Annotated in this window: 33 protein-coding genes; 11 read left to right on the forward strand and 22 right to left on the reverse strand. The window is 49.0% G+C overall.

What is annotated here, in order from left to right; translation table 11 throughout:
* Positions 1 to 2: 2 nt before the first annotated feature.
* Both AC6EI9_RS13390 and AC6EI9_RS13395 read right to left on the reverse strand, forming a co-directional pair.
* Positions 3 to 221, reverse strand: a complete 219-nt coding sequence (locus tag AC6EI9_RS13390) for a hypothetical protein (protein WP_498468195.1) — start codon at positions 219 to 221, stop codon at positions 3 to 5.
* A gap of 157 nt (positions 222 to 378) precedes the next feature.
* A complete protein-coding gene (locus AC6EI9_RS13395; protein ID WP_498468196.1) occupies positions 379 to 609 on the reverse strand; it encodes a hypothetical protein in 231 nt (76 codons plus the stop codon).
* Positions 610 to 922: 313 nt separating this feature from the next.
* Here AC6EI9_RS13395 and AC6EI9_RS13400 point away from each other — a divergent pair, with 313 nt between their 5' ends.
* Together AC6EI9_RS13400 and AC6EI9_RS13405 are read left to right on the forward strand one after the other, a co-directional pair.
* The gene (locus AC6EI9_RS13400) at positions 923 to 1132 is read left to right on the forward strand and encodes a hypothetical protein (RefSeq protein ID WP_498468197.1); all 210 of its coding nucleotides are present in this window, start codon (positions 923 to 925) and stop codon (positions 1130 to 1132) included.
* A 599-nt stretch (positions 1133 to 1731) separates the two neighbouring features.
* Complete coding sequence (locus AC6EI9_RS13405; protein WP_498468198.1) at positions 1732 to 1977, forward strand: hypothetical protein; 246 nt, start codon at positions 1732 to 1734, stop codon at positions 1975 to 1977.
* Positions 1978 to 1999: 22 nt separating this feature from the next.
* Here the strand turns inward: AC6EI9_RS13405 and AC6EI9_RS13410 are convergent, their stop codons facing one another.
* The gene (locus AC6EI9_RS13410; protein WP_498468199.1) at positions 2000 to 2236 is read right to left on the reverse strand and encodes a hypothetical protein; all 237 of its coding nucleotides are present in this window, start codon (positions 2234 to 2236) and stop codon (positions 2000 to 2002) included.
* Positions 2237 to 2389: 153 nt separating this feature from the next.
* Between AC6EI9_RS13410 and AC6EI9_RS13415 the strand changes: the two genes are divergently transcribed.
* Positions 2390 to 2569 (forward strand): hypothetical protein, encoded by a 180-nt coding sequence (locus AC6EI9_RS13415; RefSeq protein WP_498468200.1) that lies wholly within the window; start codon positions 2390 to 2392, stop codon positions 2567 to 2569.
* A gap of 46 nt (positions 2570 to 2615) precedes the next feature.
* Here the strand turns inward: AC6EI9_RS13415 and AC6EI9_RS13420 are convergent, their stop codons facing one another.
* The 4 genes from AC6EI9_RS13420 to AC6EI9_RS13435 all read right to left on the reverse strand — a co-directional run bounded on the left by AC6EI9_RS13420 (position 2616) and on the right by AC6EI9_RS13435 (position 5304).
* A complete protein-coding gene (locus AC6EI9_RS13420) occupies positions 2616 to 3254 on the reverse strand; it encodes a phosphoribosyltransferase family protein (protein WP_498468202.1) in 639 nt (212 codons plus the stop codon).
* 410 nt (positions 3255 to 3664) lie between these two features.
* Positions 3665 to 3988, reverse strand: coding sequence for a DUF3104 domain-containing protein (locus AC6EI9_RS13425; RefSeq protein ID WP_498468203.1), 324 nt, complete (start codon positions 3986 to 3988; stop codon positions 3665 to 3667).
* Between the two features lie 349 nt (positions 3989 to 4337).
* Positions 4338 to 4538 carry a hypothetical protein gene (locus tag AC6EI9_RS13430; protein WP_136975551.1) on the reverse strand — a complete coding sequence of 67 codons (201 nt, stop codon included), beginning with the start codon at positions 4536 to 4538 and terminating at the stop codon, positions 4338 to 4340.
* Positions 4539 to 5112: 574 nt separating this feature from the next.
* Entirely contained in the window at positions 5113 to 5304 is a 192-nt protein-coding gene (locus tag AC6EI9_RS13435) for a hypothetical protein (RefSeq protein ID WP_498468204.1), read from the reverse strand.
* A gap of 121 nt (positions 5305 to 5425) precedes the next feature.
* Here AC6EI9_RS13435 and psbN point away from each other — a divergent pair, with 121 nt between their 5' ends.
* Both psbN and AC6EI9_RS13445 read left to right on the forward strand, forming a co-directional pair.
* Positions 5426 to 5740, forward strand: coding sequence for a photosystem II reaction center protein PsbN (psbN, locus tag AC6EI9_RS13440; RefSeq protein ID WP_498468205.1), 315 nt, complete (start codon positions 5426 to 5428; stop codon positions 5738 to 5740).
* Positions 5741 to 5781: 41 nt separating this feature from the next.
* Entirely contained in the window at positions 5782 to 5979 is a 198-nt protein-coding gene (locus tag AC6EI9_RS13445) for a helix-turn-helix transcriptional regulator (protein WP_498468206.1), read from the forward strand.
* A gap of 258 nt (positions 5980 to 6237) precedes the next feature.
* On the opposite strand, the gene AC6EI9_RS13450 is transcribed toward AC6EI9_RS13445, so the two are convergent.
* The 3 genes from AC6EI9_RS13450 to AC6EI9_RS13460 form a co-directional block, all read right to left on the reverse strand.
* A complete protein-coding gene (locus tag AC6EI9_RS13450) occupies positions 6238 to 6540 on the reverse strand; it encodes a DUF1330 domain-containing protein (protein WP_498468207.1) in 303 nt (100 codons plus the stop codon).
* Positions 6541 to 7463: 923 nt separating this feature from the next.
* Positions 7464 to 8045 (reverse strand): glutathione S-transferase family protein, encoded by a 582-nt coding sequence (locus tag AC6EI9_RS13455; RefSeq protein ID WP_498468208.1) that lies wholly within the window; start codon positions 8043 to 8045, stop codon positions 7464 to 7466.
* A gap of 59 nt (positions 8046 to 8104) precedes the next feature.
* Positions 8105 to 8323 (reverse strand): hypothetical protein, encoded by a 219-nt coding sequence (locus tag AC6EI9_RS13460; RefSeq protein ID WP_498468209.1) that lies wholly within the window; start codon positions 8321 to 8323, stop codon positions 8105 to 8107.
* A 21-nt stretch (positions 8324 to 8344) separates the two neighbouring features.
* Here AC6EI9_RS13460 and AC6EI9_RS13465 point away from each other — a divergent pair, with 21 nt between their 5' ends.
* Entirely contained in the window at positions 8345 to 8725 is a 381-nt protein-coding gene (locus AC6EI9_RS13465) for a hypothetical protein (RefSeq protein WP_498468210.1), read from the forward strand.
* Between the two features lie 61 nt (positions 8726 to 8786).
* Here AC6EI9_RS13465 and AC6EI9_RS13470 read toward each other — a convergent pair whose 3' ends face one another.
* The 8 genes from AC6EI9_RS13470 to AC6EI9_RS13505 form a co-directional block, all read right to left on the reverse strand.
* Positions 8787 to 9344: a hypothetical protein gene (locus AC6EI9_RS13470; RefSeq protein WP_498468211.1), complete on the reverse strand. Its 558-nt coding sequence runs from the start codon at positions 9342 to 9344 to the stop codon at positions 8787 to 8789.
* A 688-nt stretch (positions 9345 to 10032) separates the two neighbouring features.
* Positions 10033 to 10416 (reverse strand): large conductance mechanosensitive channel protein MscL, encoded by a 384-nt coding sequence (mscL, locus tag AC6EI9_RS13475; protein WP_498468212.1) that lies wholly within the window; start codon positions 10414 to 10416, stop codon positions 10033 to 10035.
* A gap of 275 nt (positions 10417 to 10691) precedes the next feature.
* Positions 10692 to 11102 carry a hypothetical protein gene (locus AC6EI9_RS13480; RefSeq protein ID WP_498468213.1) on the reverse strand — a complete coding sequence of 137 codons (411 nt, stop codon included), beginning with the start codon at positions 11100 to 11102 and terminating at the stop codon, positions 10692 to 10694.
* Positions 11103 to 11125: 23 nt separating this feature from the next.
* Positions 11126 to 11323: a hypothetical protein gene (locus tag AC6EI9_RS13485; RefSeq protein ID WP_498468214.1), complete on the reverse strand. Its 198-nt coding sequence runs from the start codon at positions 11321 to 11323 to the stop codon at positions 11126 to 11128.
* A gap of 339 nt (positions 11324 to 11662) precedes the next feature.
* Positions 11663 to 12196 (reverse strand): hypothetical protein, encoded by a 534-nt coding sequence (locus tag AC6EI9_RS13490; protein WP_498468215.1) that lies wholly within the window; start codon positions 12194 to 12196, stop codon positions 11663 to 11665.
* Between the two features lie 231 nt (positions 12197 to 12427).
* Positions 12428 to 12838 carry a hypothetical protein gene (locus AC6EI9_RS13495; RefSeq protein ID WP_498468216.1) on the reverse strand — a complete coding sequence of 137 codons (411 nt, stop codon included), beginning with the start codon at positions 12836 to 12838 and terminating at the stop codon, positions 12428 to 12430.
* 73 nt (positions 12839 to 12911) lie between these two features.
* The gene (locus tag AC6EI9_RS13500; RefSeq protein WP_498468217.1) at positions 12912 to 13190 is read right to left on the reverse strand and encodes a DUF3104 domain-containing protein; all 279 of its coding nucleotides are present in this window, start codon (positions 13188 to 13190) and stop codon (positions 12912 to 12914) included.
* 267 nt (positions 13191 to 13457) lie between these two features.
* Positions 13458 to 13802 carry a hypothetical protein gene (locus tag AC6EI9_RS13505; protein ID WP_498468218.1) on the reverse strand — a complete coding sequence of 115 codons (345 nt, stop codon included), beginning with the start codon at positions 13800 to 13802 and terminating at the stop codon, positions 13458 to 13460.
* Between the two features lie 159 nt (positions 13803 to 13961).
* Between AC6EI9_RS13505 and AC6EI9_RS13510 the strand changes: the two genes are divergently transcribed.
* A complete protein-coding gene (locus tag AC6EI9_RS13510) occupies positions 13962 to 14141 on the forward strand; it encodes a hypothetical protein (protein ID WP_498468219.1) in 180 nt (59 codons plus the stop codon).
* Positions 14142 to 14942: 801 nt separating this feature from the next.
* Here AC6EI9_RS13510 and AC6EI9_RS13515 read toward each other — a convergent pair.
* A complete protein-coding gene (locus AC6EI9_RS13515) occupies positions 14943 to 15359 on the reverse strand; it encodes a hypothetical protein (protein WP_498468220.1) in 417 nt (138 codons plus the stop codon).
* 219 nt (positions 15360 to 15578) lie between these two features.
* On the opposite strand from AC6EI9_RS13515, the gene AC6EI9_RS13520 reads away from it, so the two are divergent.
* Positions 15579 to 16166 carry a hypothetical protein gene (locus AC6EI9_RS13520; RefSeq protein ID WP_498468221.1) on the forward strand — a complete coding sequence of 196 codons (588 nt, stop codon included), beginning with the start codon at positions 15579 to 15581 and terminating at the stop codon, positions 16164 to 16166.
* A gap of 229 nt (positions 16167 to 16395) precedes the next feature.
* Here the strand turns inward: AC6EI9_RS13520 and AC6EI9_RS13525 are convergent, their stop codons facing one another.
* The gene (locus tag AC6EI9_RS13525; RefSeq protein WP_498468222.1) at positions 16396 to 16686 is read right to left on the reverse strand and encodes a hypothetical protein; all 291 of its coding nucleotides are present in this window, start codon (positions 16684 to 16686) and stop codon (positions 16396 to 16398) included.
* A gap of 645 nt (positions 16687 to 17331) precedes the next feature.
* Between AC6EI9_RS13525 and AC6EI9_RS13530 the strand changes: the two genes are divergently transcribed.
* On the forward strand, positions 17332 to 17670 hold the full coding sequence (locus tag AC6EI9_RS13530; RefSeq protein ID WP_498470087.1) for a phenylpyruvate tautomerase MIF-related protein: 339 nt from the start codon (positions 17332 to 17334) through the stop codon (positions 17668 to 17670).
* A 169-nt stretch (positions 17671 to 17839) separates the two neighbouring features.
* Here AC6EI9_RS13530 and AC6EI9_RS13535 read toward each other — a convergent pair whose 3' ends face one another.
* Together AC6EI9_RS13535 and AC6EI9_RS13540 are read right to left on the reverse strand one after the other, a co-directional pair.
* Positions 17840 to 18139 (reverse strand): DUF3303 domain-containing protein, encoded by a 300-nt coding sequence (locus AC6EI9_RS13535; protein ID WP_498468223.1) that lies wholly within the window; start codon positions 18137 to 18139, stop codon positions 17840 to 17842.
* A gap of 322 nt (positions 18140 to 18461) precedes the next feature.
* Positions 18462 to 19160: a response regulator transcription factor gene (locus AC6EI9_RS13540; RefSeq protein WP_498468224.1), complete on the reverse strand. Its 699-nt coding sequence runs from the start codon at positions 19158 to 19160 to the stop codon at positions 18462 to 18464.
* 269 nt (positions 19161 to 19429) lie between these two features.
* Between AC6EI9_RS13540 and AC6EI9_RS13545 the strand changes: the two genes are divergently transcribed.
* Positions 19430 to 20206 (forward strand): PhnD/SsuA/transferrin family substrate-binding protein, encoded by a 777-nt coding sequence (locus tag AC6EI9_RS13545; protein WP_498468225.1) that lies wholly within the window; start codon positions 19430 to 19432, stop codon positions 20204 to 20206.
* A gap of 23 nt (positions 20207 to 20229) precedes the next feature.
* Complete coding sequence (locus AC6EI9_RS13550) at positions 20230 to 21675, forward strand: sensor histidine kinase (RefSeq protein WP_498468226.1); 1446 nt, start codon at positions 20230 to 20232, stop codon at positions 21673 to 21675.
* Positions 21676 to 21702 lie beyond the last annotated feature (27 nt).

The raw sequence follows: 21702 nt of genomic DNA on the forward strand, positions 1-21702 counted from the left end.
GATCATCCAGTCTGCTTCAATGCCCATTCGATGTAGAGAATGAGGACTAATTGTCGATTCGTTTTGGCAGTACGTTGCATTGATGGTCCATTTACAACCCACGTTTGGTTGTTTTTGCTCACTTCGAATTCATAGCTGTCATCATCAATCTTTTGCTTAACACGTCGAATCCGTGTACGGTCGGTTTTGCGCGTATTCAGAGATTGTTCGGGGTTGGGCATGCGCCGTCGTTGCCGTCATGCCAACTTGCCTGCTGCGACCAGCAGTGAGGACTTGAATAAAGTCTCATGGTTCCACCCTTGCTGACTCGTAGGCATCTCGTCATGGACGTTTGAACATGCCAAGAGATGGGCAGTCAGATTGAGACTTGATCGAAGCTCATTTTTTTCTGCAATAGCCGGCTCCGATGTTCATCCACCCTTCCTTGCAGGCTTCTCCATTCGTGGGTGCAACCTGATAGTAAATCGGAGAAACACACGTTGTGCCAAGCGTGTTGACGTAACCCAGGGGGCATTGGTTATGTCCCTGTGCCTTGGGGATTTTTTTCTGGGCGAGTGCTGCACTCGGTGCCACGAGCAGAGCGAGCAGGATCAGGAGTGATGAGCGCATCGTGAGCTTCGGTTGTTCTTTGAAACGTGTTTTAAGCCAGGTCCACCGTAACGGCTAGTCGTCCGACCACATTCCGTACTCCTGCAGGCTCGCCGGTCGACCGGCAAGACGGTGTGGTGATGTGTTGGCTGATTCACCGATCGCGCGCGATGACTCGCATCAACGCCGTTTGGAGTCCTTCAGCGGGATTTCGATGTCTTGATGCATTCGCATTCAGCGTTGTTGCTTTCACTGGCAGTCAGGGAGCCGTGTTTGTTGCGACGTTGCCTCAACACAGCGGTGGAGGTTACTGTTAAAGCATCGCAATGTTGAGTTGTTCGGCCTGCAAAGCATGACTGGTTTGGTGATTGGAAATCTTGAGCTTGATGCGCTGACTTCGATTGTTTTTGTGGTTGCCACAGTATTCTTTCTAGGTAGTTTTATTTTTGTTTCTAGGACCAACGACATGATTGGTGCTTTGAAATCTTTGTTACCTCAAAGGAAAAACAGGAAGCCCTTGCCAGGGCCGGATGAACCACTGTGATCTTTTAGTGTTTTAATTTTTTTTCAGTTGATTGCAACTGCTGATATCTCACCATTAAGACACCCTGATTAGAAACGGGTTTTGCAGCGAGCGGCATGAATTTGCACCTCACTTTCAAAGCGATTGTTCGACGGACTGTAAGCGTGAGGAGCTTTGTTGCCTGTGTCCAAAGCCCCGGTTGAACAATTGAATCTCTGTCGATCAATTTTGAATTGGAAGCTGTCTATTTGCAAACTTGGCTGTTCTCTAGGTATGGGTTTCTGCCTTTCCACTGCCGGCATCGGTGGTGTGACTGGTCCTGTTAGAAGCAAAGCGACCCACATACGGCCATCTCGGTCATGGCCGATTGTGACCCATGTCAACGGTGCGAGGAAGTGGGTTAGGCCTAAACAGCGATGAGCTCAAGCCAGAGCAGCCCGCTGAGAGATAGCGCTGCAATGGCAAGTGGAAGCCAGTTGTTTCTGAGAACGCGAGTCATCCAGTGTGCGCATCTGCATCAATAAACCGAGCTCAGGTTCAATGAGCAAGCCTTGGCTGCGTGCTGGCTGACCGCTGAACTCAGGTTCTACGGTCAGACTGGCTGTTACTGCCTCGGTTGCATGTCACAGGAGATCCCGCTTCAGGAACAGGTGCGCAAATGGTTTCGGAGTCACCTGTTGGGTCGTGAGGTGGAGCTTCAAGAGCTCTATGAACTCCCCCAGAGTGAATTGGATCTGCTGATGGCAGAAACCGCAGAAATCCGTTCAGACGTCGAAAACCGTTCTCGTAGCCATGGCCGCTGGTGCACGGCTGGATACATGCTGGAGCTGGCCCGGATCATCGATGCCAGGAGGGCAGAGGCTTGATGAGCATCGAGTTCCTCTGGTTTCACTGCGAGCTGTTGTCCATCACTTTGTTGAGCACGGATGTTTTGATGCGAGCGCGGTCCCGCTCCACGTAGATCGCTGCCCAGTGCTCTGGCTTGTTTTTGTCGTGGATGGCTTTGATTTCACCATCGAGATTGTCAAGAATTTCCTCGACAAAGGCTTCCGGGTTGTCCCCAAATGTGTCGTGCTTGCTGAGCAATTTGTCGAGTTTTTTGATGAGTTGCGTAACTCGCGACATGAACTAGGGCATCAGTTCTCTTGATCATGCCGCTTTGCGAGGCGCGGAGTTGATTCGATCTGAGATCGCTGATTGTTGCTGCTCTCGATCACGGATCAGCAATGCCGCAGCTGATCAAGTAGAAGGAGGTGGTCTGGTGCCACTTGTTCGTCCATGTCCAATACTTCCTCCCAACCCGAGGGATTCAATCCACTCGCCATGGTCGACATGTGGCAAGACATGCGTGCTCTGGTTGAACAATGGGAATTGAAATACAATTCAAGCCCCTCGGATGCAGCAGCTGCTTTTCAGGAATTCTCAGCAGCTCTAGTCGATCAGCCAAAGAGTGCCTGAATGTGAAACGATTGAAAGTTCAAGTTTTTCTAAAAAAACAAGTTCTTCAGTATCGTTGGCTGAATTCTGCTCCATGGGCGTACTGAACATTAACAGGCCTGGAATCTTTGCAAAGCGGGCAGGCTTCCTCAGGCCAGGCTGGAAGACTGATTTCATCGAGATAAATGAAATTTTTAACCCCCAACTCTTTTGCTCCAACATTGCCTCGATTCACATAAGAGGCAATCCCAATGGGTTTGCCACCCGCTTGGACTACAGCTTGGAAGGTGAGCCGCACTGAAAATCCTGTGTTGATAATGTCGTCGACAATCAGTACTGATTGATTTCTGATCACCTCCGCGTAACCACGCTTGATTTCAAAGTTGATGGTTTTACCTTTTTCGTTGATGACTCGTTCACTGAAGATACAGCGGCTGCCAAGTGCCAGTGCCGTGTATTGGGCACAAATGACCCCGCCAATGGCAGGTCCACAAACAACATCAGGTTGTATGCCATGACGACGAATTTCTTGGCCGAGCAATTGGCCTAGTTCATAGGCCAATTCAGGCTTCAAATTAATGAGATCCTTCGCGATCCATCCAGATCCATGGTCTCCCGATGCATAGACAAAGTGATCGTTTTCGATCAACGTGCCGCTGGACTCCAGAATTCTTCTTGTTGCTTGCTGTGTCGGCTGGTTAGGCATCGCTACGGCACACGAGCACTCCCCAATCTTGACAATCTTTGCAGCATCAAACCATCACTGGCTTGCATGACCGTCTTCAGACTCATGCTCCTCAGAGCCCCTCACTCAATCAGTCCTGGAGGCTTCCGCCGAGCTGGCGCTGAATCCCCAACCACCGGACTTGATGATTCGGCCCTCGATCGTGGCTCTGCAGCAAGACGTCAATCGTTGAGCTGATCGATTTCTGGTGCGGGATCCTCGATACCAGAGCGAGCTGCCTTTCGGCAATGAGTATGTGATCTCAGGCACATGTTCCTTGCGATACACATACTGAAGGCAGGAGAGGCGTCGAGCACTTCTCCTTTGGTGATAGGTAGATGGAGGCCGCGAAGGCCTCCTTTTTTTGTCTGACAGCTGCTGCCGCGAATGAACTAATCCTCGAATCCATCCCAGCCTTCCTGCCCAATCCCGTCCAGTCCGTGCAGAACGTGGGTCACCTGAGTGGGATGAACCCAGCGAATGGCTCCGTCATCAACATCTGCGACCTGGAACAGCGAGTTGAGTCTTGAATGTTTCTCCCATCCCTCGCAAAAAATCACCTGTCCAAGCCACCAGTTCCTTTCGATATCAGCTCTTCCACTTGCAGGAGTCAGCTCTCTGACGATGACAAACTGACCAGGGCGGATCGACAGAAAAGCCGAAGCCGCATCGATGATGTTTGAGGTAGGAGGACCCAAGGGAGGATAAGTCGGCATGGAAGTACGTTTGTTCTTCCTCTGGTCTAACCCTGGTTCGACACCTAAGGAAAGAGTAAACACACGCACTTACAAGGATTAGGTATTACTCCTCTGCTGCCCTGCTGATCTCACGTCATCGCAGGGTTTCAAGCCAGCTTTCGCTGAGCACCCGGCGAGTGCGTGGTCTCGCCTAGTCCGATGCTTCCACTCAGTGGAAGCATCGGAGTCGCAGTTAGACGACCAATCGAACCTGTCGACGATTGGATTGACAACCTGGCATCAGTTGGCCTCAGCGTCCCGCATCACATGCTGCACGACGAGCAATGAATTGAGTCAGGAGACTTGATTTTGTGTAGCAGGGGCTTGATCAACAGGCCTCCAGCTGCTGGCTGTCAGACCAGTCTTCGGACAGTGTGCTCAGCAGATCGCGAATTGCATGATTGGAACATGCCGTGTCCTGAACCAGGTCATCCAGGATCTGTTCGATCTGATCACAGGCTTGATTGACTCGTTTGAGCTGCTCCTCAACGGGCCAATGCTCCTCCATTGCCAGTGTGGTTTCGTCCATGGACCCGAGACGGTGGCAGTTCAACCGATCGTCACCACAATCAACCCATCTGTCGACCCGCATCTCTACCGGTTCGAAGGATTTGGATGATTGTTGTCCCTTGGCGCCGTTAAGCAGCCTTGTTCTGGCCTTCAGACAGCTTTCTGTGGGCTTTATCCGCTTTGCGAATGATTTTCTGAGCTTGCTCTCTCGTCAAGCACACTTCCGCTTTGAGCTTGAGCCTGACAAGTTTGCGGTGCTGTTTGTCTGGATTCATCTATCTCACCTGCTTTCAGGAACTTGTCTCTCGAACGTGCTTCGAAGGTTAAAACGCGGTTAAGCAAACCTATCGTACAACTAGTCACAGCGCGAATGTGCTGTTGTTGAGCGTTGTTCTCTTATTCAGAGATCACGCCGCCAGGTGTTGGTTCCTCCTCTGAGCCATGGCTGCTGCCAATGCTCCATCGAGTTTTTGTTGTTGCGTCTGCGAGTGGGCGACGCCTTGGTTTGCTAACAGGTCAAGCCATGCCAGCTCATGGCCATGATCTCAGTGCGTCGTGGCCTGATTTGCTGTGGCCAAAAAACCAGAGTTTGGCTAAGAGCCGCCAGGCGGCTTAGTCATCAGGCCCGGGCCGCTCGTCTTCGCCTTTGAGACGGTGTTCAGTGTTCGTGGATGTTCGCAGAGGTTCGCCGCAGAACCTTCTACGGCGACGGCTGAAAATTTTTTCTGATAAAAAATAATAGTGGCATCGCCGAACTCGTGCTTTTGCGTGTTTTTGCCGCTCATTTGCTTACTTAGATCTGCATCGTGTTGTCTTGCTGTTGGTTGCATTCGCACAATATGCGCACAAGTAATGTACGAGTGAGCGTTAATCTTTAAGGGCTGTATCGATGCCAATTGTAAATGTTTGGCGAAGCAATCGTTACAGCACGAGTTTTTTGTGCAGCCAAGATTCAGTGAGCATTACAACGAATTCATGGAGCTTGCAAATCAAGATCTTTCTGCATATTTAATGATTGGCTCGCTGGCCGTTGCGGTCCTGGGGACTCTCTTGTATGGGATTTACACGGCATTCGGTGCTGGCTCTGTTCAGTTGACAGATCAGATTGAAGAGCATGCAAAGCTGCATAAGCTTGGTATTGCCCATTCTCATCAAGGACAAGGCCGTGCTGTCGCACGTAGTGGGCATTCTCATCCAAGCCATGATGTGATCAAATCCTGAGCTCTTGACTTGCTCTATGCCCATCTCGAATATCATTTGCCTTGGCCAATGAAACTGTTGTACCTCGGTTCCTCAGGCTTTCTCAGGTGATTGAGATGACTGGTGTTGGAAAAACGTTTATTTATACCCACATGGAAAAAGGTAGCTTTCCCAAGCAGATACAAATTGGTGCACGAACTGTGGTGTGGTTAGAGCAAGATATTATTGAATGGATGAAGACCAAGATGCATCAGCGCTGAAGGTTGTTCGCAGGCGCCAATGAGTTTCCTTGCACCCTCGCAATCCAATTCCGCCGTCTAATCCGACACTGCAGAGGATGACAGTGTCGGGTGTTTTGTAGACGACCAATCGCATCCTGTCGAGACCACGATCAGGTCTTCAAGATGGCATGAGGTTGTCGATCAGTCTGCATCACTTGTATCTTCTCGGAGGGTGAAATGACCTTCTTGGATTCGTGGTTGACTTCCTTCGTTCACGCCGCTGATCCTTCGTGAAGCTCAGTGGGCGAGCTTGTCTCCTTCCTCGAGAATGCTGAAACAGGCTTCGCTGTTGTTCATTCTCAGGCGAATCATATCTTGATATTCAGGTGCTTCATAGGCGGCTTTTGCTGCTTCAATGCTCGGAAATTCAATCAGAACAGTGAGATGGCCGGGATTCCCTTCCCTGACGTCAGTGTGCGCATCTCGGATAAACATTTTTGCCCCACATTTCTGGAGATAGGGCTCGGCGGCGGCTGCGTAAACCATGAACCCTCTTGGATCATTGATGGTGCCTGTTGCCAGCCAGTAGCCCTTCGCCATTGTTTGATGAATTGTTGATCTTCATTCTGACGGCTACGTTTGATTCTCGCAGTTTTCGTTGTTTACAGCTTTGCTTCCTCAGAGCTCGCCCAGCTTCAAGTCATCACGCTTTGGGGGCTCATTGGCGCGATGATGGAGCCCTTGGCTTGCGATCAAGGGTCACCCGTTCGTTATCCCTCAACCTCTGACAAGCAGAAAGAGAGAAGCAGTAGCAGGGCTACGGCGATCAGCATCAGCTGTCTGGATTCATCTCATCATCCCGGAAGCGGAAATAAACCGCGAGCACAAACATCCAGAACAAGGCTAAAAACGCAATCATTGCCAGACCTTCAGTGCGTTAACCGGTGGATGCCATCGATTATGGATGGTAATGAGTATTTATACTGTGTTCTGCGAAACCTCAGGCAAGTCCGAGCCCGCCAGAGTCTGTTGCGATCAGGCGTCAGTGAGTGATTGTTCGATGCAGAGGTTTTGTGCTGCTGCTGCCTCGTTCAATGGCTCTCTAGGGAACGGGATGTTCTGTTGTGTTCAATTTCAGTCTTGTCCATGACGCAGACTCAAGTGCTGGTCAAGGCCTGGTGGGTTCGATGATCAGAGGCTCAGTCATTGCATGTTTGATGATGATGGTGTGACTTTGGCGGGTGGCGATTTTTTCCAAAGGTTCGTGGATCACCAAGCCTGCTCCGAAGATGCAGAGACCAGTGAAGGCGATTGAAACAGGCAGCACCCAGGTTGCAGGTGTTTTTGGATGTGATCGATCCATATGTAACCGCGAACTTTGCAGTATTGAAACCGTTGACCCTAACGGTGAATATGAGAAATGGTGCTTTCTCGCGTAACAAGGTTCGCCTTCTTGTGACTTCGCTCGATTTGATTCAGTTTCATAGATTATTTTTTAGCTGTTGCTACAGCTTTGTGATTGCTCAACTGATTCCCATGACTTTTTTGTAGGCAGGTCTCTTTTTGGTCTCCTCGATTAGTGAATTAATCTGGGGATAAGGAGTGAGATCTTCATTCGGAAAAAACAGCTTGATATAGGCAAGGTAAGCTGTCACAGCACAGTCAGCAGCACCCCAAGCGTTGCCGACGAGAAAGCCCTTTGACAGCTGAATGTTAAGTTGATTCAGCAGTCTTGGGAGTATTTTCGCTTTCTGGTCTGGAACAAAAATGGCAAAGGCCAGAGTCGAATTGGCGAAATGAGTCCACTGGCTGATCTGAGACTTTTCAGACGAAATCATCGCTTCCCCGCCATGATGTTCGGCAAGGTGAAGCAGAATGGCGCCTGATTCGAACAAGGTGACCGGCTTTCCTTCTGCATCTTTGACCGACTGGTCGCACATTGCCGGAAGTTTTCCAAAGGGATTAATTGAAAGAAAGTCGGCTTGCAAGTTCTGCCCCGAACTCAGGGCGATGTCGACGAGTTCATAAGGAATGCCTTTCTCTTCCAGGTACCACCGGGGCATCGATGCTCGCGTTTGCGGACCTCCGTAAATTGTGATCGTCATCGATGTTCATGTCTCATTGGGATCTTTAAACAGTCGTTTAACACAACAGCAGAGCAATACTACAGATGATTGAAGGTCAGATGGCGAGGCAGGCAATCGCGGCGTCGGACGTTCTCAGGGTTGTCATTCATCGCATCGCATTGCTCGTCTGCTGGTCGTTCCTTCGCGTTGTGGAATGCGTTTCCGTTGATGGCACTGGTTCTTGATTCTGCACGCACCGAGTCGAGCTGCGCTTTTTTCACTTTATGTTTAGGACGATATTGATTATGATAAATCATTCAATCGTAGTGTGATTTGCGATGCCGAGTAAAAAAGTTTGGAAGAGCGCTCATGAGTCAGCCCTTTGGAGTAACAGAATTGATGATCGGATCGAATGGGAATACTACCGGAAGCAGCATTCTGGAGGAGAGATTAAAATCATTAAAGCCGGTGAATGTAATCTGGTGGAGTTTTTCAAGAATTGGTCGCCGAGTGATATTTCAGATCTGGGATTGATCAGGTTGAGCGACTTGGTGATTAAGTCTATGGCCGATCAGAAATTGTATGAATACAATGTGACTGCAAACCGAGATTTTCTTCACAAAGTGAGGGGAAGGATTGTTCGTCGTTTTGAGCCGCGTATGTATGACGAATGGCTCAAGATTAAAGTGCTAAATGCTGGGATTGAAGTCAATTATTAAAGGCTTGTTGTGGAAGCTTTAAGTTTTTATTGCGACTCAATGTGGTGTATTTGTTGGTTTATCACTCTTCAAGACCTGTATCTTTTTTTTGGGGATGATATCCGAAGATATTAAGCATTTGATTCCTTAAATTAGCTGCTGTTTTCATCGCTGGGAGCAAGCGTTTCTCTTGAGCGGGTCTTGTTTTGATGACGTATTCGATGTCTTGTAAAACCATATGAATCATATTCATTGCGAGAATGCATTGGGCTTCTTCGCAATGATGTTGTCTTGTGTCTGTATACATTGCCACAACTTCTTTGATGTAGTCAATAAAAATAGTTTTTGAATGGTTTTGTGCTAGTACATCCTCAGGCTTCCATCCCAAATGTTCAATCAGTTCCTTGCAGCTGATGAGTGCGTCGCGAGTCTGTTCGTTTTCCTGGATCTGGATCTTGATGAAATGATAAATATTTGAAATACAGTATTGGATTCCATAGATGAGACTGTCTTTATTTTCTAAATCATTTTGGATTCTGGACCAGACGATTCTTGCAATTCGATCGTCTGGCATCATTTTCGACAATTCTTCTAATTCAATTGAGCGTGAATTTAGCTCTTCATTCAGATCATGATTCATGTTGATATTTCAGTGGTCATGAGCAGGATTTCTGGCCTGAGCGCATCAGACAATGTCAGTCAATACTAGCTTGATATGCTCGATGTCGTCTTTCTGCCAAGAGTATCTACTCGTTCATTCTCAATCGCGTCAGTTTGTCTTGAACGAGATTCAAGACGTCTTGCCAGGAAGGATTGTGATGCCTAATACCGTTGACTTTTCCCAAGCCATAGATCCGACCGGATTAACGATTCGCGACTGAACCAGCGGGAATGCTGACAGACCCAAGGATCATGTCTATTGATTAGAGGGATGCATGCGATGCTCAATGGATTTAAGCAAATTGTCCGGTCTTGTTCTGGTTGTTGTTGGCGCAGTCCTTTTTGTGACAGCTGTACAGCTCTACAGCTTCTGGATGAGTGAAGCCATACTGGCCTCTGCCAAGAAGAGATTGGATGAGAAGGTCGACACTCTCAAGCGCTTCATTCCAAACTTCTCACTGCGACGACGTAAGGCTGCTTAACAGTTGCTGAGATTGAATGCATCGACGATGTCATCGAGATTTCATTGTTGGATCTCTTTGAAGTTGTGTATGTCATACATTTCACCACAGCGTTTGGGTGGGACAGTTGATCATCACGCATCGCTTGACCAAGTCTTCTCTTCAGAAGCGTTGGATGTTGATGATCAACCATCAATGATTTTAATTTTAAGATGATCGCTCTTCCATAACTTCAGTGAGTCGTGTTATGGCTGAGGCAAGTTGAGCCTGCGGGTCTGGCTTTGAGGATTCAACGGCTTCTTCTTTCCGTTTCATTCTCTCTACAATTCTCACAACAATGAAGCAGGCAAAAGCAATCACAATAAAGTTGATCGTCGCAACAATGATTTCTCCCCCTGGTAATTGAGCCAAGGATTGAACATTTGCTTTTTCTAATGCCGGCTCAAGTGCATTCGTCATGATTAATTTTACGGTTGCGTTAACGACTTTCCCGAATGCGCCTGCAATGATAACAGCAACGGCCAGATCAACTACATTGCCTTTATTGATAAAGGCTTTGAAATCCGAAAGAATTGTGGTTTTTTTTGCCATGATGGAATGATCGTCCACTCTCTTCTTTAGCTACGGATTGCCAGGCTCCCCATTGTTCAGAGTTTTTTATTGTTGTTGTTCTATGTTGATATCTTGTGCCATGGCTTGAGTTGTCTCTTGCTTTGATCCGTCAATGGCTGCTATTCATTTCCAGGTCGAGGAGTCAATTATTCACGTTCTGTTTGACTGTGGATTTCGCCACGGATTGGATCGACGAACGCCAATCTGAGAGATTTGCTTGAGAGAATGCGATGCTTATGTGTTTTAAATTTGTGCTAACGGAGTGATGCTGTTTTTTCGAACCAAGCTGGTAAATTTCCTGTCAGGCATATTGTTTGATCAGGTTTGATGTGGTCATTCTCGGTTACAACAAACCATTTTTCTTTGGCATTTTCAGGTCCATCTTCAAGATAGAGGTCGCTTGCTGCCCTGCTTGTGCATTTGCCAGTCATCAGCACAGTCTGATCGGCTGCATCAGCAACGGGAACAAGTAATATTCGTTCTGCATTAAGCCCATAGAATTCATCGGTGACGATATTGAACTTCAGAGTGCTTGCATTTCCTTGAGTAGGTAATGCCAGCAAGCAAAAGACTAAAAGAATAAAGCTCCAGAATAAGTTGGTTGACATTGCTGATGCATTGCTAATTGTTTTGTGTATAAAGGAATATCCTTCTGGTGATTTCATAGGTTTCTGCTAATTAAGAATATTTATTTGTTGGAGTAGATCTGGTCCAGAAATATGGCCGTTTCTTCGACTTCCAGCATTAAATCGTCCATCGACATGATCAGGGTCCATGCTGCAATGGCGGCATCTGCATCGGTCTTGTAAATGGCCATCAGTCTTTTTCTCCATTGCTCCGGCTGGCCGTCATAGTTGGTTTTAAATTCGTAGAAACTTGGCCTCATGGAAGCAGCTCTTCTGTTGTCATTGATTAACACTGCGCTCTAACCCTCCATGAGCGCCTTAATACGCATTCTTGTATCATTTGAACGCTTGTCTTTCTGCTTGCCGATATCGAAGGGTTTTCAATCATTCAACCAATGACTTTCCTGGCGGTGAGAATTGGGCTATTCCACTCTGAATGTGTTCAGTTGAGTCTCGCAAAGCCTCGTGTTACGGACGGTGGAGATCAAAATTCCTCTTCATTCCCAAGGAGTCATCTGGTGTGATGAAACGTCCTGCTTCTCGTCATACTTAAAATCTCATGCCTGTGAAACTATTGACGATCCCAGTAAGCCTGTGCTTCAGCAAAAACATGGCTTTTTATTGACAAGTTCTTTGAATGGAGTGTGTTCCGTAATCCAGTGGATCTGGTGTTCCTCATCAGTTTCCTTACGCGCCAAGATCAGCATTGGTACTGACGGTTGACCTCGTTCAATCTGGTCTCGGTAAAGGCTCACAAGCTGTCGATACCTTTGCGCTGACCAGCCATGGTTTGTTCTGTCTTGACTCTGCCAGTAGGCATGCAGAGCACGTTGACAATCTTCCATTCCAAATTCCAGCCAACAATTCTGTTGAGCGAGTAAGGGATCGATCCCTTGCGCCCTGAGCTGCTGGTAGTGCACCAGCTCAGGTGCCTCATCGCGTCCATCCGGAGGGATGCATCGCATCAGTTCTCTGAGTTGTATTCGATCGAGTCGCAGCCAGCATCGATCTCGCAGAAGGACTGGAAGCTCCCATGACCAGGTTCTGGTTTTGCTGACATCCAGCAGGACATCACGCAGTCCAAGGCGTTGGCTTTCGGTGAGACCTGCTAGAGGCTGAGTGTTGGATGCCACTGGACCCTCGCCTTCTGCAACTCCATGATGATGTCTTTATGGATCAGCTCCCCGTGGCCTCAGCGCACACCATCAGGTGGATCATTCGATCATTGCGATCAGTTGTTGATTGTTTGCTGTGACATCACAGGTGCTGTTGAGCTCTGGTGCGGGCTAGTGAAGACGAACGTCACCCCAGGCATGATTCGCTGTCGAACCAGTGCTCAAGGTTCGACATCTCAAGCTCTGAGATCAGCCTGGAGCTTGATCAGGTTGCCAGATTTCTGACTTTGGATCCCACACCGGCTTGGCGTATGAGCCGCGTAGCTGCTGTTGGGGTCGTGTGATTCCCAATTCTTGATGACATTCGTGGGCAATCTGGATGGATTTTTGGTGGTATTCCTTCCAGGGAAGCAGCTTTTGTCCATTCCAGATTGGTGGTAAACCGGTTGCATCGAAGATTTGATTGAATTCATCAAAATGTTTTTGCAGGTCTTCAGGTTTCAATGTTTCTTCTGAAATGTCTGATTTTACTGCGCTTCTGAAGGGTGCCTTTTCCATACATTTTTCGAACGACTGTGTTAAAAGCGTCTGCTTTTTCCAGGCCTGGTGCCCTGAAAAAACCATCAGAGCCGACAGTGTAATTACAAGCGTTATTGCCAATATTAAGGTCAGCCGACCTGGGTGATATCTGGTATGAGTTTCTTCCTGATTATGCATGACTTGTTGCTACTGGTCATCCTCTGATCAGTGGGATAACTTTGTTCTGCTCCATGCCTGCGAGGCTTAATCGAGTTGTCTGTTCGGCATTGACATGCCGAATCTCTCCAGTGTCGCTATCGACAACAGCCAGCATCGTCACACCATGAATCTCTTTGAATTGATCTGGGTTGCCAACAATCCATCCCATCCACCAGTTGGTATCAGTGGGATCGGGATTGTGCGTTGACTGCACGAGAACCAAGTCTCCTGCTTTGACCCCGACAAAGGGCGGATGGTCATTTCGTGATGGCATGGCTCTCCAGCTTCGCTGATCAGAACCTCACAACCTGATGTCGCCAAAGGCGTTAGGTGCTTTCTACGGTCTTCATCTGGAAGGGGCCATAAGCATTAGGACTTATTCAATGATTGCGTATTGTCGTTCGCCAGGCATGCTTCATCTTTTCTCTACAGTGGTGCTTCGAAAGTGGACTCCCATGCTGACCAACGAAGAACAGGAGGAGTTGCTTGCCGCAGAAAGGCGCCAATTTCCTGGCGATGCTGATCTTGGTCGCGTCGATACTCAGAAGGCGACCATACTTGGACAGGCCTGGGTCAAGTTGCGTCGTGTAGAGATACAGCGAGAGATTTCTTCTCGGGGCGAGACCCCTTGACACTCCGTCGTTGATGGATTGTGTATCTGCGAATCCTGCTTGACTCGCTGAACTTGCTTGCTGTGAATTGTGTTCACACCATGCTCACGCACCTTTTCAGAATGAGGGTCATATTTTTCGACTTGCTTTGAATTGAGCATTTGTCCTTCATCGTGTTTCACGTCTTGTTCGTTGATCTTGAGTTTTGCTGCGATGGCCAAACCTTGTTGTGTGACAGCAGCTCCACTTGTCTCGATCGGTTCTGGCGGCTCCACGGCTTTCTCATGCCGGCTGATTTGGCCTAATGGTGCAACGCCAGACTGCGCGCAAGGGTTCTCAGGCAGCTTGTCCGGTTCAGGCCTGGAAGACAGGATGGATTTGCGGACATCGTCGAGTTGTGTGTGTAACTTTTGATGGAGGACCGTTAGACGACCATGGCTTTTGAAGCGAAGGACAAGACAGAGAGGTTCATGGATGCCGCGAAAGAGCGTGCGAGGGCTGCGATGCACGAGACCGCTCCCAAGCTGACGTCGCTTGAGAAGGGGATGCTGAAGGCTCTGAAAAGCCGTCAGCGCCCCGTCAAGCACGATCAAAAGACCACTGTCCGCGGGTGAGCTGCTGTTCAAGCATCTCTCGCTGAACTGGATTGACGCTGCTCCACCCTGATGCCGTTGAACTCAGCTGAGTTCAACGGCTCATGTTGATGTCTTCAAAATTGGAAGGATTTGGCCAGGGCACAGCCAGCTTGGTTCCTCCCAATCACTTTTAATGGAAGTCAACGTGATGATCCGCAGTTATTAAGTTGCGACTCAGTAACATTGTGCCAATGATCAGACGCGTGTTGAACTTCAGCAATGGATGATTTCAATCGCTTTGAAAGCGATTCGTCACGTACTATCCATGGATTTGTATGTCCACTGAGATCTCTGATTGTTTTATTCTAAATGTTGCAGATTCCAGTATTGCTATTGATTGAGCTTGATAGTTTAATTCTCGGGGCTGTTGTATTGGCTGAAATTTACCGTGAACGCTGCACTGTTAAGCGCTTCGATATTTTGGTCCCAACAATCTTCGAGGATTGGGTTCACCGCATGGAAATTCGGCGGTGAATCAAGAGCAGGTCTGCGATATTCAGCTTTTCCATTTCCTCCAGAAGCTGTTCGTAGTCCATTGCAGACGTCGATTGGACAGAGCTTTGCGAATGAGCCATCAGGCATCGCGATTTAAGTGTTAACAATTTAATCGAACAGTAACGGTTTGTAAACGATCAAATGTTGCGACGCTGGCCGTTGTGGCTTTTGAGGGAGTTTTGGCGCTCCTAGCGACCCCCCCCCCTGTTGAGCTTGTTGCAGTGGCTTCCAGCAGCATGCTGAGTTCAAGCCAGCACCACGTCTCAGTGTGGTCAAAGCAGTGTGTTATTGAAGCGATAAAGCGCTTCTGGTTCGGTCACATACCCCATAGGTCAGAACTGGTGATTGTTCTTGTGGGTGTCTCTGCAGTGCTAGAACCCAAAACACCATCATCCCCAGTCGTGCTCTCACACGGCTGTCATCGGTTGAAGCATTGAAGACTGGTTGATCGTCTTGAGAATGAATCTTGGGAATGAGCGCTCTCAATCGAGGCTGTTTTTTTATCACGTCTGACTTCGAGTCGATGTGCCGCATTGCCACCATGCGGTGCTTCCCGGTGTTTTTGTTGCATGCCGACTTGTCTAAGCAGACATTCTGATGTTCAAACAGGAATGGCAGCATCGACTCGCCAGCCTTGATTGTTGAGCCTTTTGGCTTCGTTTGAAGCTTGCTCTGTTGGTACTTCGACGAGGCGGAATCCATCGCCTTTGCTGCAATACAGCCTGGTTTGTCCAATCACAGCCTCACCTCTACACGATGGGATACAACTAATTTGCCCCATCACTTCTCGGAATCAAGGTCTAAAACCGAACCTGCTTGGACGGCTATCCCAACTCTCCAGCGATGTCCGGGCGAATCAACTGACCAACCCTCAATTTGCAGTCATCACAACATCGTCAATTTGGCCACTGCATGTGTTGAATGTGGTTCAAAAAAAGAGCAGGCATTCAGCCAGGTCACAATGATGCAAATGCAGGTTTTGATCGCATCGTTTTGATAGGCTGGCTTTATCAGTGCAGGTCTTGGTTGTTCATCGAGCCCATGATGAAATCGCTGCTCATCACACTGCTTTCGTTCGGTCTTGCAGGATGCCGTTATCCGTCTGACCTGAAAGCGAAAGAAGCCTGTGAAAAGTGGAGAGCTCAGCAAGCTGAAGTGATGATTATTAGCTTCAGAGATGAGCAGCCAGCTCAACCAGTCGATCGAGCGAAAGAGTTGAAACTTGTCTTAAGCGAGATCGACAAGGAAGATTTAACAGCTTACAGCGATGCTGAAAGATTCCGAGCAGAAACGAGAGCATTTCAGATCGATTTCTTCGCTGGTCTTGTGGATGAGGATCAGAACGGCCGTGAAATGATTGATCATCAAGTCTCTGCACGCTGGTGTAGAGAAGACAGTGCAACCAATCAAATACTCGGGTACGAAAATAAAAAAGTTGTTAACCGCTCCTGGCAGAACAAGCAGGGAGCGAAAGGCAAGGGTGAAGTGGCCAAGCGTTACCGCTATTGATTGCAGTAGATCGTTGGCAAGCATTGGTTGATGATGTCGACAAGATGAATTATCACCACTCTTTCTGGATATTATTTTGTGTTAAAAACTTCAGTGGCTGGCATTGCCTCATTCTGTTCATTGCTGTTCGTCTTCATCCCCTGAGCGACTGCCAGCAGGCCCACGAGCACACCAAGCGATAAGGAAGTCAGTATCAGTCTGTTTGTGGTCATTGACCTGAACTTTTTAATCAGCCTAGTTGGTTGCTTGGTAGTCTTCCCTTAATGCCAAGTCTCTCATGAATCAATTGTTTGCTGAAATTGCAAGAATTGTAGGTCTTGCTGTTTGTTTGCAGCTGTACGGCCTTGTGCATACTCTTGCAGCTAATTACGGTACCGATGAGAATAAGGCAAAGAAGATTGAGAGAGACGGCTTTTTCTCTAGTCATACCTGGAAGGTTGCGTTGGGAGGCGCTGTCTTTTTCTGGGTCCTGATGTTCAACTGGGGTAAGACGTGCATTAAATCCTAGATTTTCAGCCATCGTCTTTGAGCCTCTTGTTTTTTGCTGACCTCATCCTTCCTGTTGTGAAACTCTTTTTGCTTTTTGGGGTTCTGATTCTCTCGGTCTCGCCTGCTCGGGCTGATGATTACCTTCATCTGAATTGTGAGGTTGAAGTTGTCAAGACGAAGGCTCTGTTGGATGCGATGAGAGTATTGTCAGAGGATGTGAGCTCTGGATCAATTGTTTTCAAGATTGATTTGGTCAACAGCAGAAGTATTGGGGCTTGAGCAGAAAGCTGGGATGATATTCAAATCGTTGATGGTGTGATTCGAGATTCGCGTGCCGGTGAAGTGGATGGATTCAGTTTCGAAGCGAAACGTGCTGTGTGGATCCAACCGCCGGGTAAGTTTTCTGTGAAAACTGTTGCCTCTAATGATAAAATCCTAGTGACTGCCAGCACTGATGGCGAATGTTCTGAGATTGATGAATTGGTGTTCGACGAAGCTCAGTGATTCGTTGAAGGGTCATGAAAAATTTTTCTGTTGCTCGTTGTGATGAAGCTTGTCTTTCAACGATGTGTTTGTGGACCAGCTTCTCTCCGTCCATGCCAGCAAGATCTGCACAGTACGGGTCACATGCAGACAGCTCTGTGTTCAGACTCAGTGACTCTTGCAACTGATGACCATGCCCCTGATCAATCTGCGGACGTCGTTGGCTTCTGTTGATCGTTGTGACGAGCTGCTGCTTGAGATGTCAGCGATGCTTGCCGAGCAGACCGGTAAACCTGAGGAATATGTGATGACGCTCCTCGAGACCGGTGTGCCGATGACCTTCGGCGGCACATCCGCTCCTGCTGCATTCGTTGAGGTCAAGTCGATTGGGGCCCTGCGCCCGCCTGCGATGACAAGAGCATTCTGTGAGCTGATCACGGCTCGAACTGGAATCCCTGCCGACAGGATTTACATCACCTTTGATGATGTTCCCGCGAGTGCCCTGGGTTGGAACGGAAGGACGTTCGGCTGACGTGTTGTCGTCATCCAAAGCTTCGGCCCTGCCGGTTTTGTAGTTCAGGTTCTCACTGCGTGGATCAACCGCTTCCATCTCGAAGCCAAGTGGAGCCAGCTCTTGCGGTGGCTCCACTTGGTTTGAGCTCAACCTGTTGGCATGTGAGCACTTGGATCCGGCCCTTGGGTCAACTGGCCATGCTTTCTTCCAGTTCGACATACTCCTCATCGCTGAGTCCGGGGGTGATCGTCGCCGTGACACCGAGTCCCTTGGTCCATGGATAAGTGTGTCTCTGCACGGCTGCCAGGTTGTCGGCGTCCACCAGCAGCACACCTCCACCGAGGTGAGGGTGGATCTGACGTGCCAGCACTTTGAAGCCGGCATATTCATCCATGGGTTTGCCGCCTTTGATGTAATCCACGATCGCTTGGGTGTATTTCTCGCTCGTGGGATCAGGTGCGCACCAGTGGATCATGAAGCGTGCCATCGAAAAACCTGCAGATGTTTTTCAATCATCGCCTGGACAGGTGCAACTCAGACCATCAATGCTCTTTGGGCCTGTTCGATCCGAGTGGGGTTCAGACTGCTTCCATATCGTTCAAGCACCACCCATTGGCGGGCCACATTCGCCAACAGACAGTCTTGGTTGACTTCCCTTCCCGGCGGCTTCAGAGGCAGTCAGCAGTCAGTGGGTTCAAGCGATCAAAGCTTGTTGCGTGTATGAACCGAAAAGTTGCAATCAAAGAGGCTCTCAAGCTTTCATGTCTTCCGTGATTGGCAATGATCCACAAGAAAGCAGTGGTGACTTTTCAGCCTTGTTGATCCTCCGATCTCAAGGCGAAGCCGATGCCTCGGATCGTTTGAATGATTCGTTCTGATTTCACGTTTTCCAGTTTTTTGCGCAGATATCGCACATAAACGTCGACGACATTTTCATCTCCAAAGTAGTCGTCTCCCCAAACATTCTGAATTAACTGAGATCGACTCAAGGCTTGTCGTGGATTGCGGATGAAGCATTCCAAAAGGTCAAACTCTCTGACTGTCAGATTTAACGTCACCCCCGAGTAATCGCAGCGTCGCTCGGGGCCATTGAGATGAAGATCGCCAAAGCTGAGCTGATCGGGGCTGGCGGCGGTGCTTCGCCTCAGCAGGGCCTTTACCCTGGCCAGCACCTCACGGATGTTGAATGGCTTGGCAATGAAATCATCGGCACCAGCTTCTAAAGCAGCGACGCGATCGTCCATTTCGTCGCGGGCCGTGATCATGATCACTGGCAGTTGATTGCCGGTATCACGCAGTCGTCGGCAGACATCCAATCCGCTGATAACTGGCATATTCCAGTCAAGCAGTGCAATGGAAGGCTGCGCTTCACGGATTGCGGCCAAGGCCTTTCCGCCGTCCTCACAGCAGGTTGTGCTGTATCCCTCGGCCTGCAGCTCCATTTCGAGCAGCATCAGGATATTGGCTTCGTCGTCGGCGATCAGGATATCGACGTCTGTTTCCGCCATGCCGCTGTTGCGGTGTTGATGAAACTGTAGGCAAAGCAAGAGGGGGCGGCCATGACCAAGTCATATGCCTAGCGTGTTCATACCTCGTGGCATGAGGCGTAATGGCTTGGATTGGTCTCTGGCGGTGGCCATTGATTTTGGCATCGTTGCTGTTCTTGACGTCCTGTACTCAAGAAACTTCTCCAGACGTATCAAGCCTTGAGGCGGCATCGATAGATCTCAGGATTACCGAACCTCCTTGGGAACCTCAGGCTCAGATGAGCCGGCGCATGCAGCACTTGACGACTTATCTCAAATCATCAACAGGTTTGACGGTTAAATACATTCCTGCAATTAATTACGACCATAGTTATTCACTGATGGAACGTGGTCAGGCAGATTTGATTCTGGTGGGGGTTTACGGCGGTTACCGCCTGTTGAAGGCCTTGCCCGATGCGAGGCCATTGGTGGTTCAAAAGCCTTCGTATCGGGTTGTGATGCTGGGTCGTCGGCGTTGGATGGAGAAGCTTGACTCCGGTGAAGAGCCCAGTTTGGCGTCGGTAAAGGGGAGACGGGTTGGTTTTGGTAGCCGCTTCTCTGGGTCGACGTTCTTGCAACCGATGCTGGCCTTACAGGAAGAGGGACTGGATCCATCTGTGATGGCTTATTGCTCGCATGAGCCTCTGCAACGTCACTTACCGATTCAAGTGGCGAATGGTCAACTTGACTTCGTATTTGTGCCAAGTTTCAACGATCAGCAGGATCATTTCGTTCCTGAATCACTTCGCGAGCAACTCGCTGTTGTGTGGATTGGGACACCACGTCGAAATGACTACGTGGTGGCTCTGAATCGCCCAGAAGACTTGCAGCGCCAAGAGCACTTGCGCCTGGTGCAACAGGCGTTTCTGAATCTCGACCGATCTAGTCTTGAGGGACGTGTGGTGCTGAATGCTCGCGGCTTCCCCGGATATGAGCTACCGACGCCTGAATTTCCGCAGATGACAAACCAGCGCCTCGAGTCTTTATTGGCAATGTATGGAGGCAGGCCTATTTGTGAGGACTCGTGATGCGTCCTCTCTTCAGGAGGTTGATGAAACATCAGCATCGTTCCTGGTCCATTGCCCGTCGCTTATTCGGGATCAGTCTTCTGCTGATTTTGCTTCAGTCTGTGATCAGCACAGTCGTCACAGCGCAGCTGCGTCGTCATTTTTTTAACGAGTTCCTCGAAGAAACACTTTCCCGTCAGATCGTCTCCTCCTACAACGTGATCTCTGATCGTTTGGATCAGATGTCCGTGGATGAGGCGTATGCATGTTGCTCGATTGAGGACTATCGCAGCTGGCTTGAAGGCCTGAGCTTTGAAAACGGCAAGGTGGGTCTGATCATTGGTGAAGCGGGTCTGCAGGCCACTCGAGATGCGGATCGTTTCTACGAAATCACCGAATTGTCCCGGTATGCCAAGGATGCCATCGCTTCATCGACTGGATTCACCGTTGATGAGGCAGATGAAGATGTTCCCTTGGCCGTCCAGGCGGTCAAGCTGCCAGGTGGCGTTGAGACGGGGTTCTATGTGTACATACGTCCCGTGTACTCCATGCCGCTGGTGCGCACGCTCATGCAGATCAAACTGGTCTCCGAGTTAGTGCTGATGCTGGCCCTGGCCGTGGCCCTGCTGGTTGGTTTGAGACTAGTTTTTCGTCCGGTGCGCAGGATTAAATCTGAACTCGCTCGCATTGAGCTGAACCAGCTGGAAAGTGCGGACCTCAGCAGCCGTGATCGTCCCCGTGAATTTCAACCTCTTCTGCAAGAGTTCAACGGAATGGTGGGGAGATTGCGTCGATCATCGGCCGATCAGAAGCAATTTGCATCAACTATTTCACATGAATTTCGTACACCAATGACGGTGATTTCAGGCTTTATACAGTCTGTTCTAAATCGTGATGAGAATCTGAGAGTGCAATCTCGAGATGCTTTAGCACTCGCTAATCGTGAGGTCTTGCGGCTCAATCGAATGCTGAGTGATCTCTTGGATCTCAGCCGTGCTGATAATAATCAGCTGAAGGTTTTAAGGGAGCCGTTTGATTGCTTGACTAGCTTTCGTGAAGCCTTTCGTCTTGCGCAGGCAGCCTTTCCGGGCAATGCGATTACATTGAATGAACATGCATTTGAGCCTCCGGTCTGGGCTGTTGGAGATCATGATCGTCTTGTGCAGTGTCTAAAGAATTTAATCGGTAATTCTGTCAAGTATTCAGAACCACACAGCGCTATTGATTTGGATTTTGAGGTTCAGGACGAATGCATCCTATTCAGTGTTGTTGATCATGGTCAAGGGATACCGGATGATCAGCAGGAACGTATTTTTGAACGCTTCATGCGTGCCGATGGAGTGTCTTTGCGCCGTGGTGAGAGTAGCTCAGGCCTAGGTTTGTCCATCGTCAAAATGTTGATTGAAGGGATGGGTGGAAGCGTGCGAGTGCACTCAGAGGTTGGGGTTGGTAGTCGTTTTATTCTTACTCTGCAGCGCTCATTGGGTTAAGTTGTATCCATTGATTGGTGGGCTCTG

Source organism: Synechococcus sp. MIT2312 (assembly GCF_059772315.1).

Bases quoted from the DNA above. Each gene is read 5' to 3' on its own strand.
- AC6EI9_RS13520 (WP_498468221.1), top strand. From the start codon at position 15,579: ATGTGGTTCAAAAAAAGAGCAGGCATTCAGCCAGGTCACAATGATGCA.
- AC6EI9_RS13530 (WP_498470087.1), top strand. From the start codon at position 17,332: ATGCCCCTGATCAATCTGCGGACGTCGTTGGCTTCTGTTGATCGTTGT.
- AC6EI9_RS13415 (WP_498468200.1), top strand. From the start codon at position 2,390: ATGTCCAATACTTCCTCCCAACCCGAGGGATTCAATCCACTCGCCATG.
- AC6EI9_RS13535 (WP_498468223.1), bottom strand. From the start codon at position 18,139: ATGGCACGCTTCATGATCCACTGGTGCGCACCTGATCCCACGAGCGAG.
- AC6EI9_RS13510 (WP_498468219.1), top strand. From the start codon at position 13,962: ATGGCTTTTGAAGCGAAGGACAAGACAGAGAGGTTCATGGATGCCGCG.
- AC6EI9_RS13485 (WP_498468214.1), bottom strand. From the start codon at position 11,323: ATGAGGCCAAGTTTCTACGAATTTAAAACCAACTATGACGGCCAGCCG.
- AC6EI9_RS13425 (WP_498468203.1), bottom strand. From the start codon at position 3,988: ATGCCGACTTATCCTCCCTTGGGTCCTCCTACCTCAAACATCATCGAT.
- mscL (WP_498468212.1), bottom strand. From the start codon at position 10,416: ATGGCAAAAAAAACCACAATTCTTTCGGATTTCAAAGCCTTTATCAAT.
- AC6EI9_RS13435 (WP_498468204.1), bottom strand. From the start codon at position 5,304: ATGAGCGGCAAAAACACGCAAAAGCACGAGTTCGGCGATGCCACTATT.
- AC6EI9_RS13515 (WP_498468220.1), bottom strand. From the start codon at position 15,359: ATGGATTCCGCCTCGTCGAAGTACCAACAGAGCAAGCTTCAAACGAAG.
- AC6EI9_RS13500 (WP_498468217.1), bottom strand. From the start codon at position 13,190: ATGCCATCACGAAATGACCATCCGCCCTTTGTCGGGGTCAAAGCAGGA.
- AC6EI9_RS13390 (WP_498468195.1), bottom strand. From the start codon at position 221: ATGCCCAACCCCGAACAATCTCTGAATACGCGCAAAACCGACCGTACA.
- AC6EI9_RS13465 (WP_498468210.1), top strand. From the start codon at position 8,345: ATGCCGAGTAAAAAAGTTTGGAAGAGCGCTCATGAGTCAGCCCTTTGG.
- AC6EI9_RS13540 (WP_498468224.1), bottom strand. From the start codon at position 19,160: ATGGCGGAAACAGACGTCGATATCCTGATCGCCGACGACGAAGCCAAT.
- AC6EI9_RS13470 (WP_498468211.1), bottom strand. From the start codon at position 9,344: ATGAATCATGATCTGAATGAAGAGCTAAATTCACGCTCAATTGAATTA.
- AC6EI9_RS13550 (WP_498468226.1), top strand. From the start codon at position 20,230: ATGAAACATCAGCATCGTTCCTGGTCCATTGCCCGTCGCTTATTCGGG.
- AC6EI9_RS13460 (WP_498468209.1), bottom strand. From the start codon at position 8,323: ATGATTTATCATAATCAATATCGTCCTAAACATAAAGTGAAAAAAGCG.
- AC6EI9_RS13430 (WP_136975551.1), bottom strand. From the start codon at position 4,538: ATGGACGAAACCACACTGGCAATGGAGGAGCATTGGCCCGTTGAGGAG.
- AC6EI9_RS13545 (WP_498468225.1), top strand. From the start codon at position 19,430: ATGCAGCACTTGACGACTTATCTCAAATCATCAACAGGTTTGACGGTT.
- AC6EI9_RS13420 (WP_498468202.1), bottom strand. From the start codon at position 3,254: ATGCCTAACCAGCCGACACAGCAAGCAACAAGAAGAATTCTGGAGTCC.
- AC6EI9_RS13395 (WP_498468196.1), bottom strand. From the start codon at position 609: ATGCGCTCATCACTCCTGATCCTGCTCGCTCTGCTCGTGGCACCGAGT.
- AC6EI9_RS13450 (WP_498468207.1), bottom strand. From the start codon at position 6,540: ATGGCGAAGGGCTACTGGCTGGCAACAGGCACCATCAATGATCCAAGA.
- AC6EI9_RS13525 (WP_498468222.1), bottom strand. From the start codon at position 16,686: ATGGCTGAAAATCTAGGATTTAATGCACGTCTTACCCCAGTTGAACAT.
- AC6EI9_RS13410 (WP_498468199.1), bottom strand. From the start codon at position 2,236: ATGTCGCGAGTTACGCAACTCATCAAAAAACTCGACAAATTGCTCAGC.
- AC6EI9_RS13455 (WP_498468208.1), bottom strand. From the start codon at position 8,045: ATGACGATCACAATTTACGGAGGTCCGCAAACGCGAGCATCGATGCCC.
- AC6EI9_RS13405 (WP_498468198.1), top strand. From the start codon at position 1,732: ATGTCACAGGAGATCCCGCTTCAGGAACAGGTGCGCAAATGGTTTCGG.
- AC6EI9_RS13480 (WP_498468213.1), bottom strand. From the start codon at position 11,102: ATGAAATCACCAGAAGGATATTCCTTTATACACAAAACAATTAGCAAT.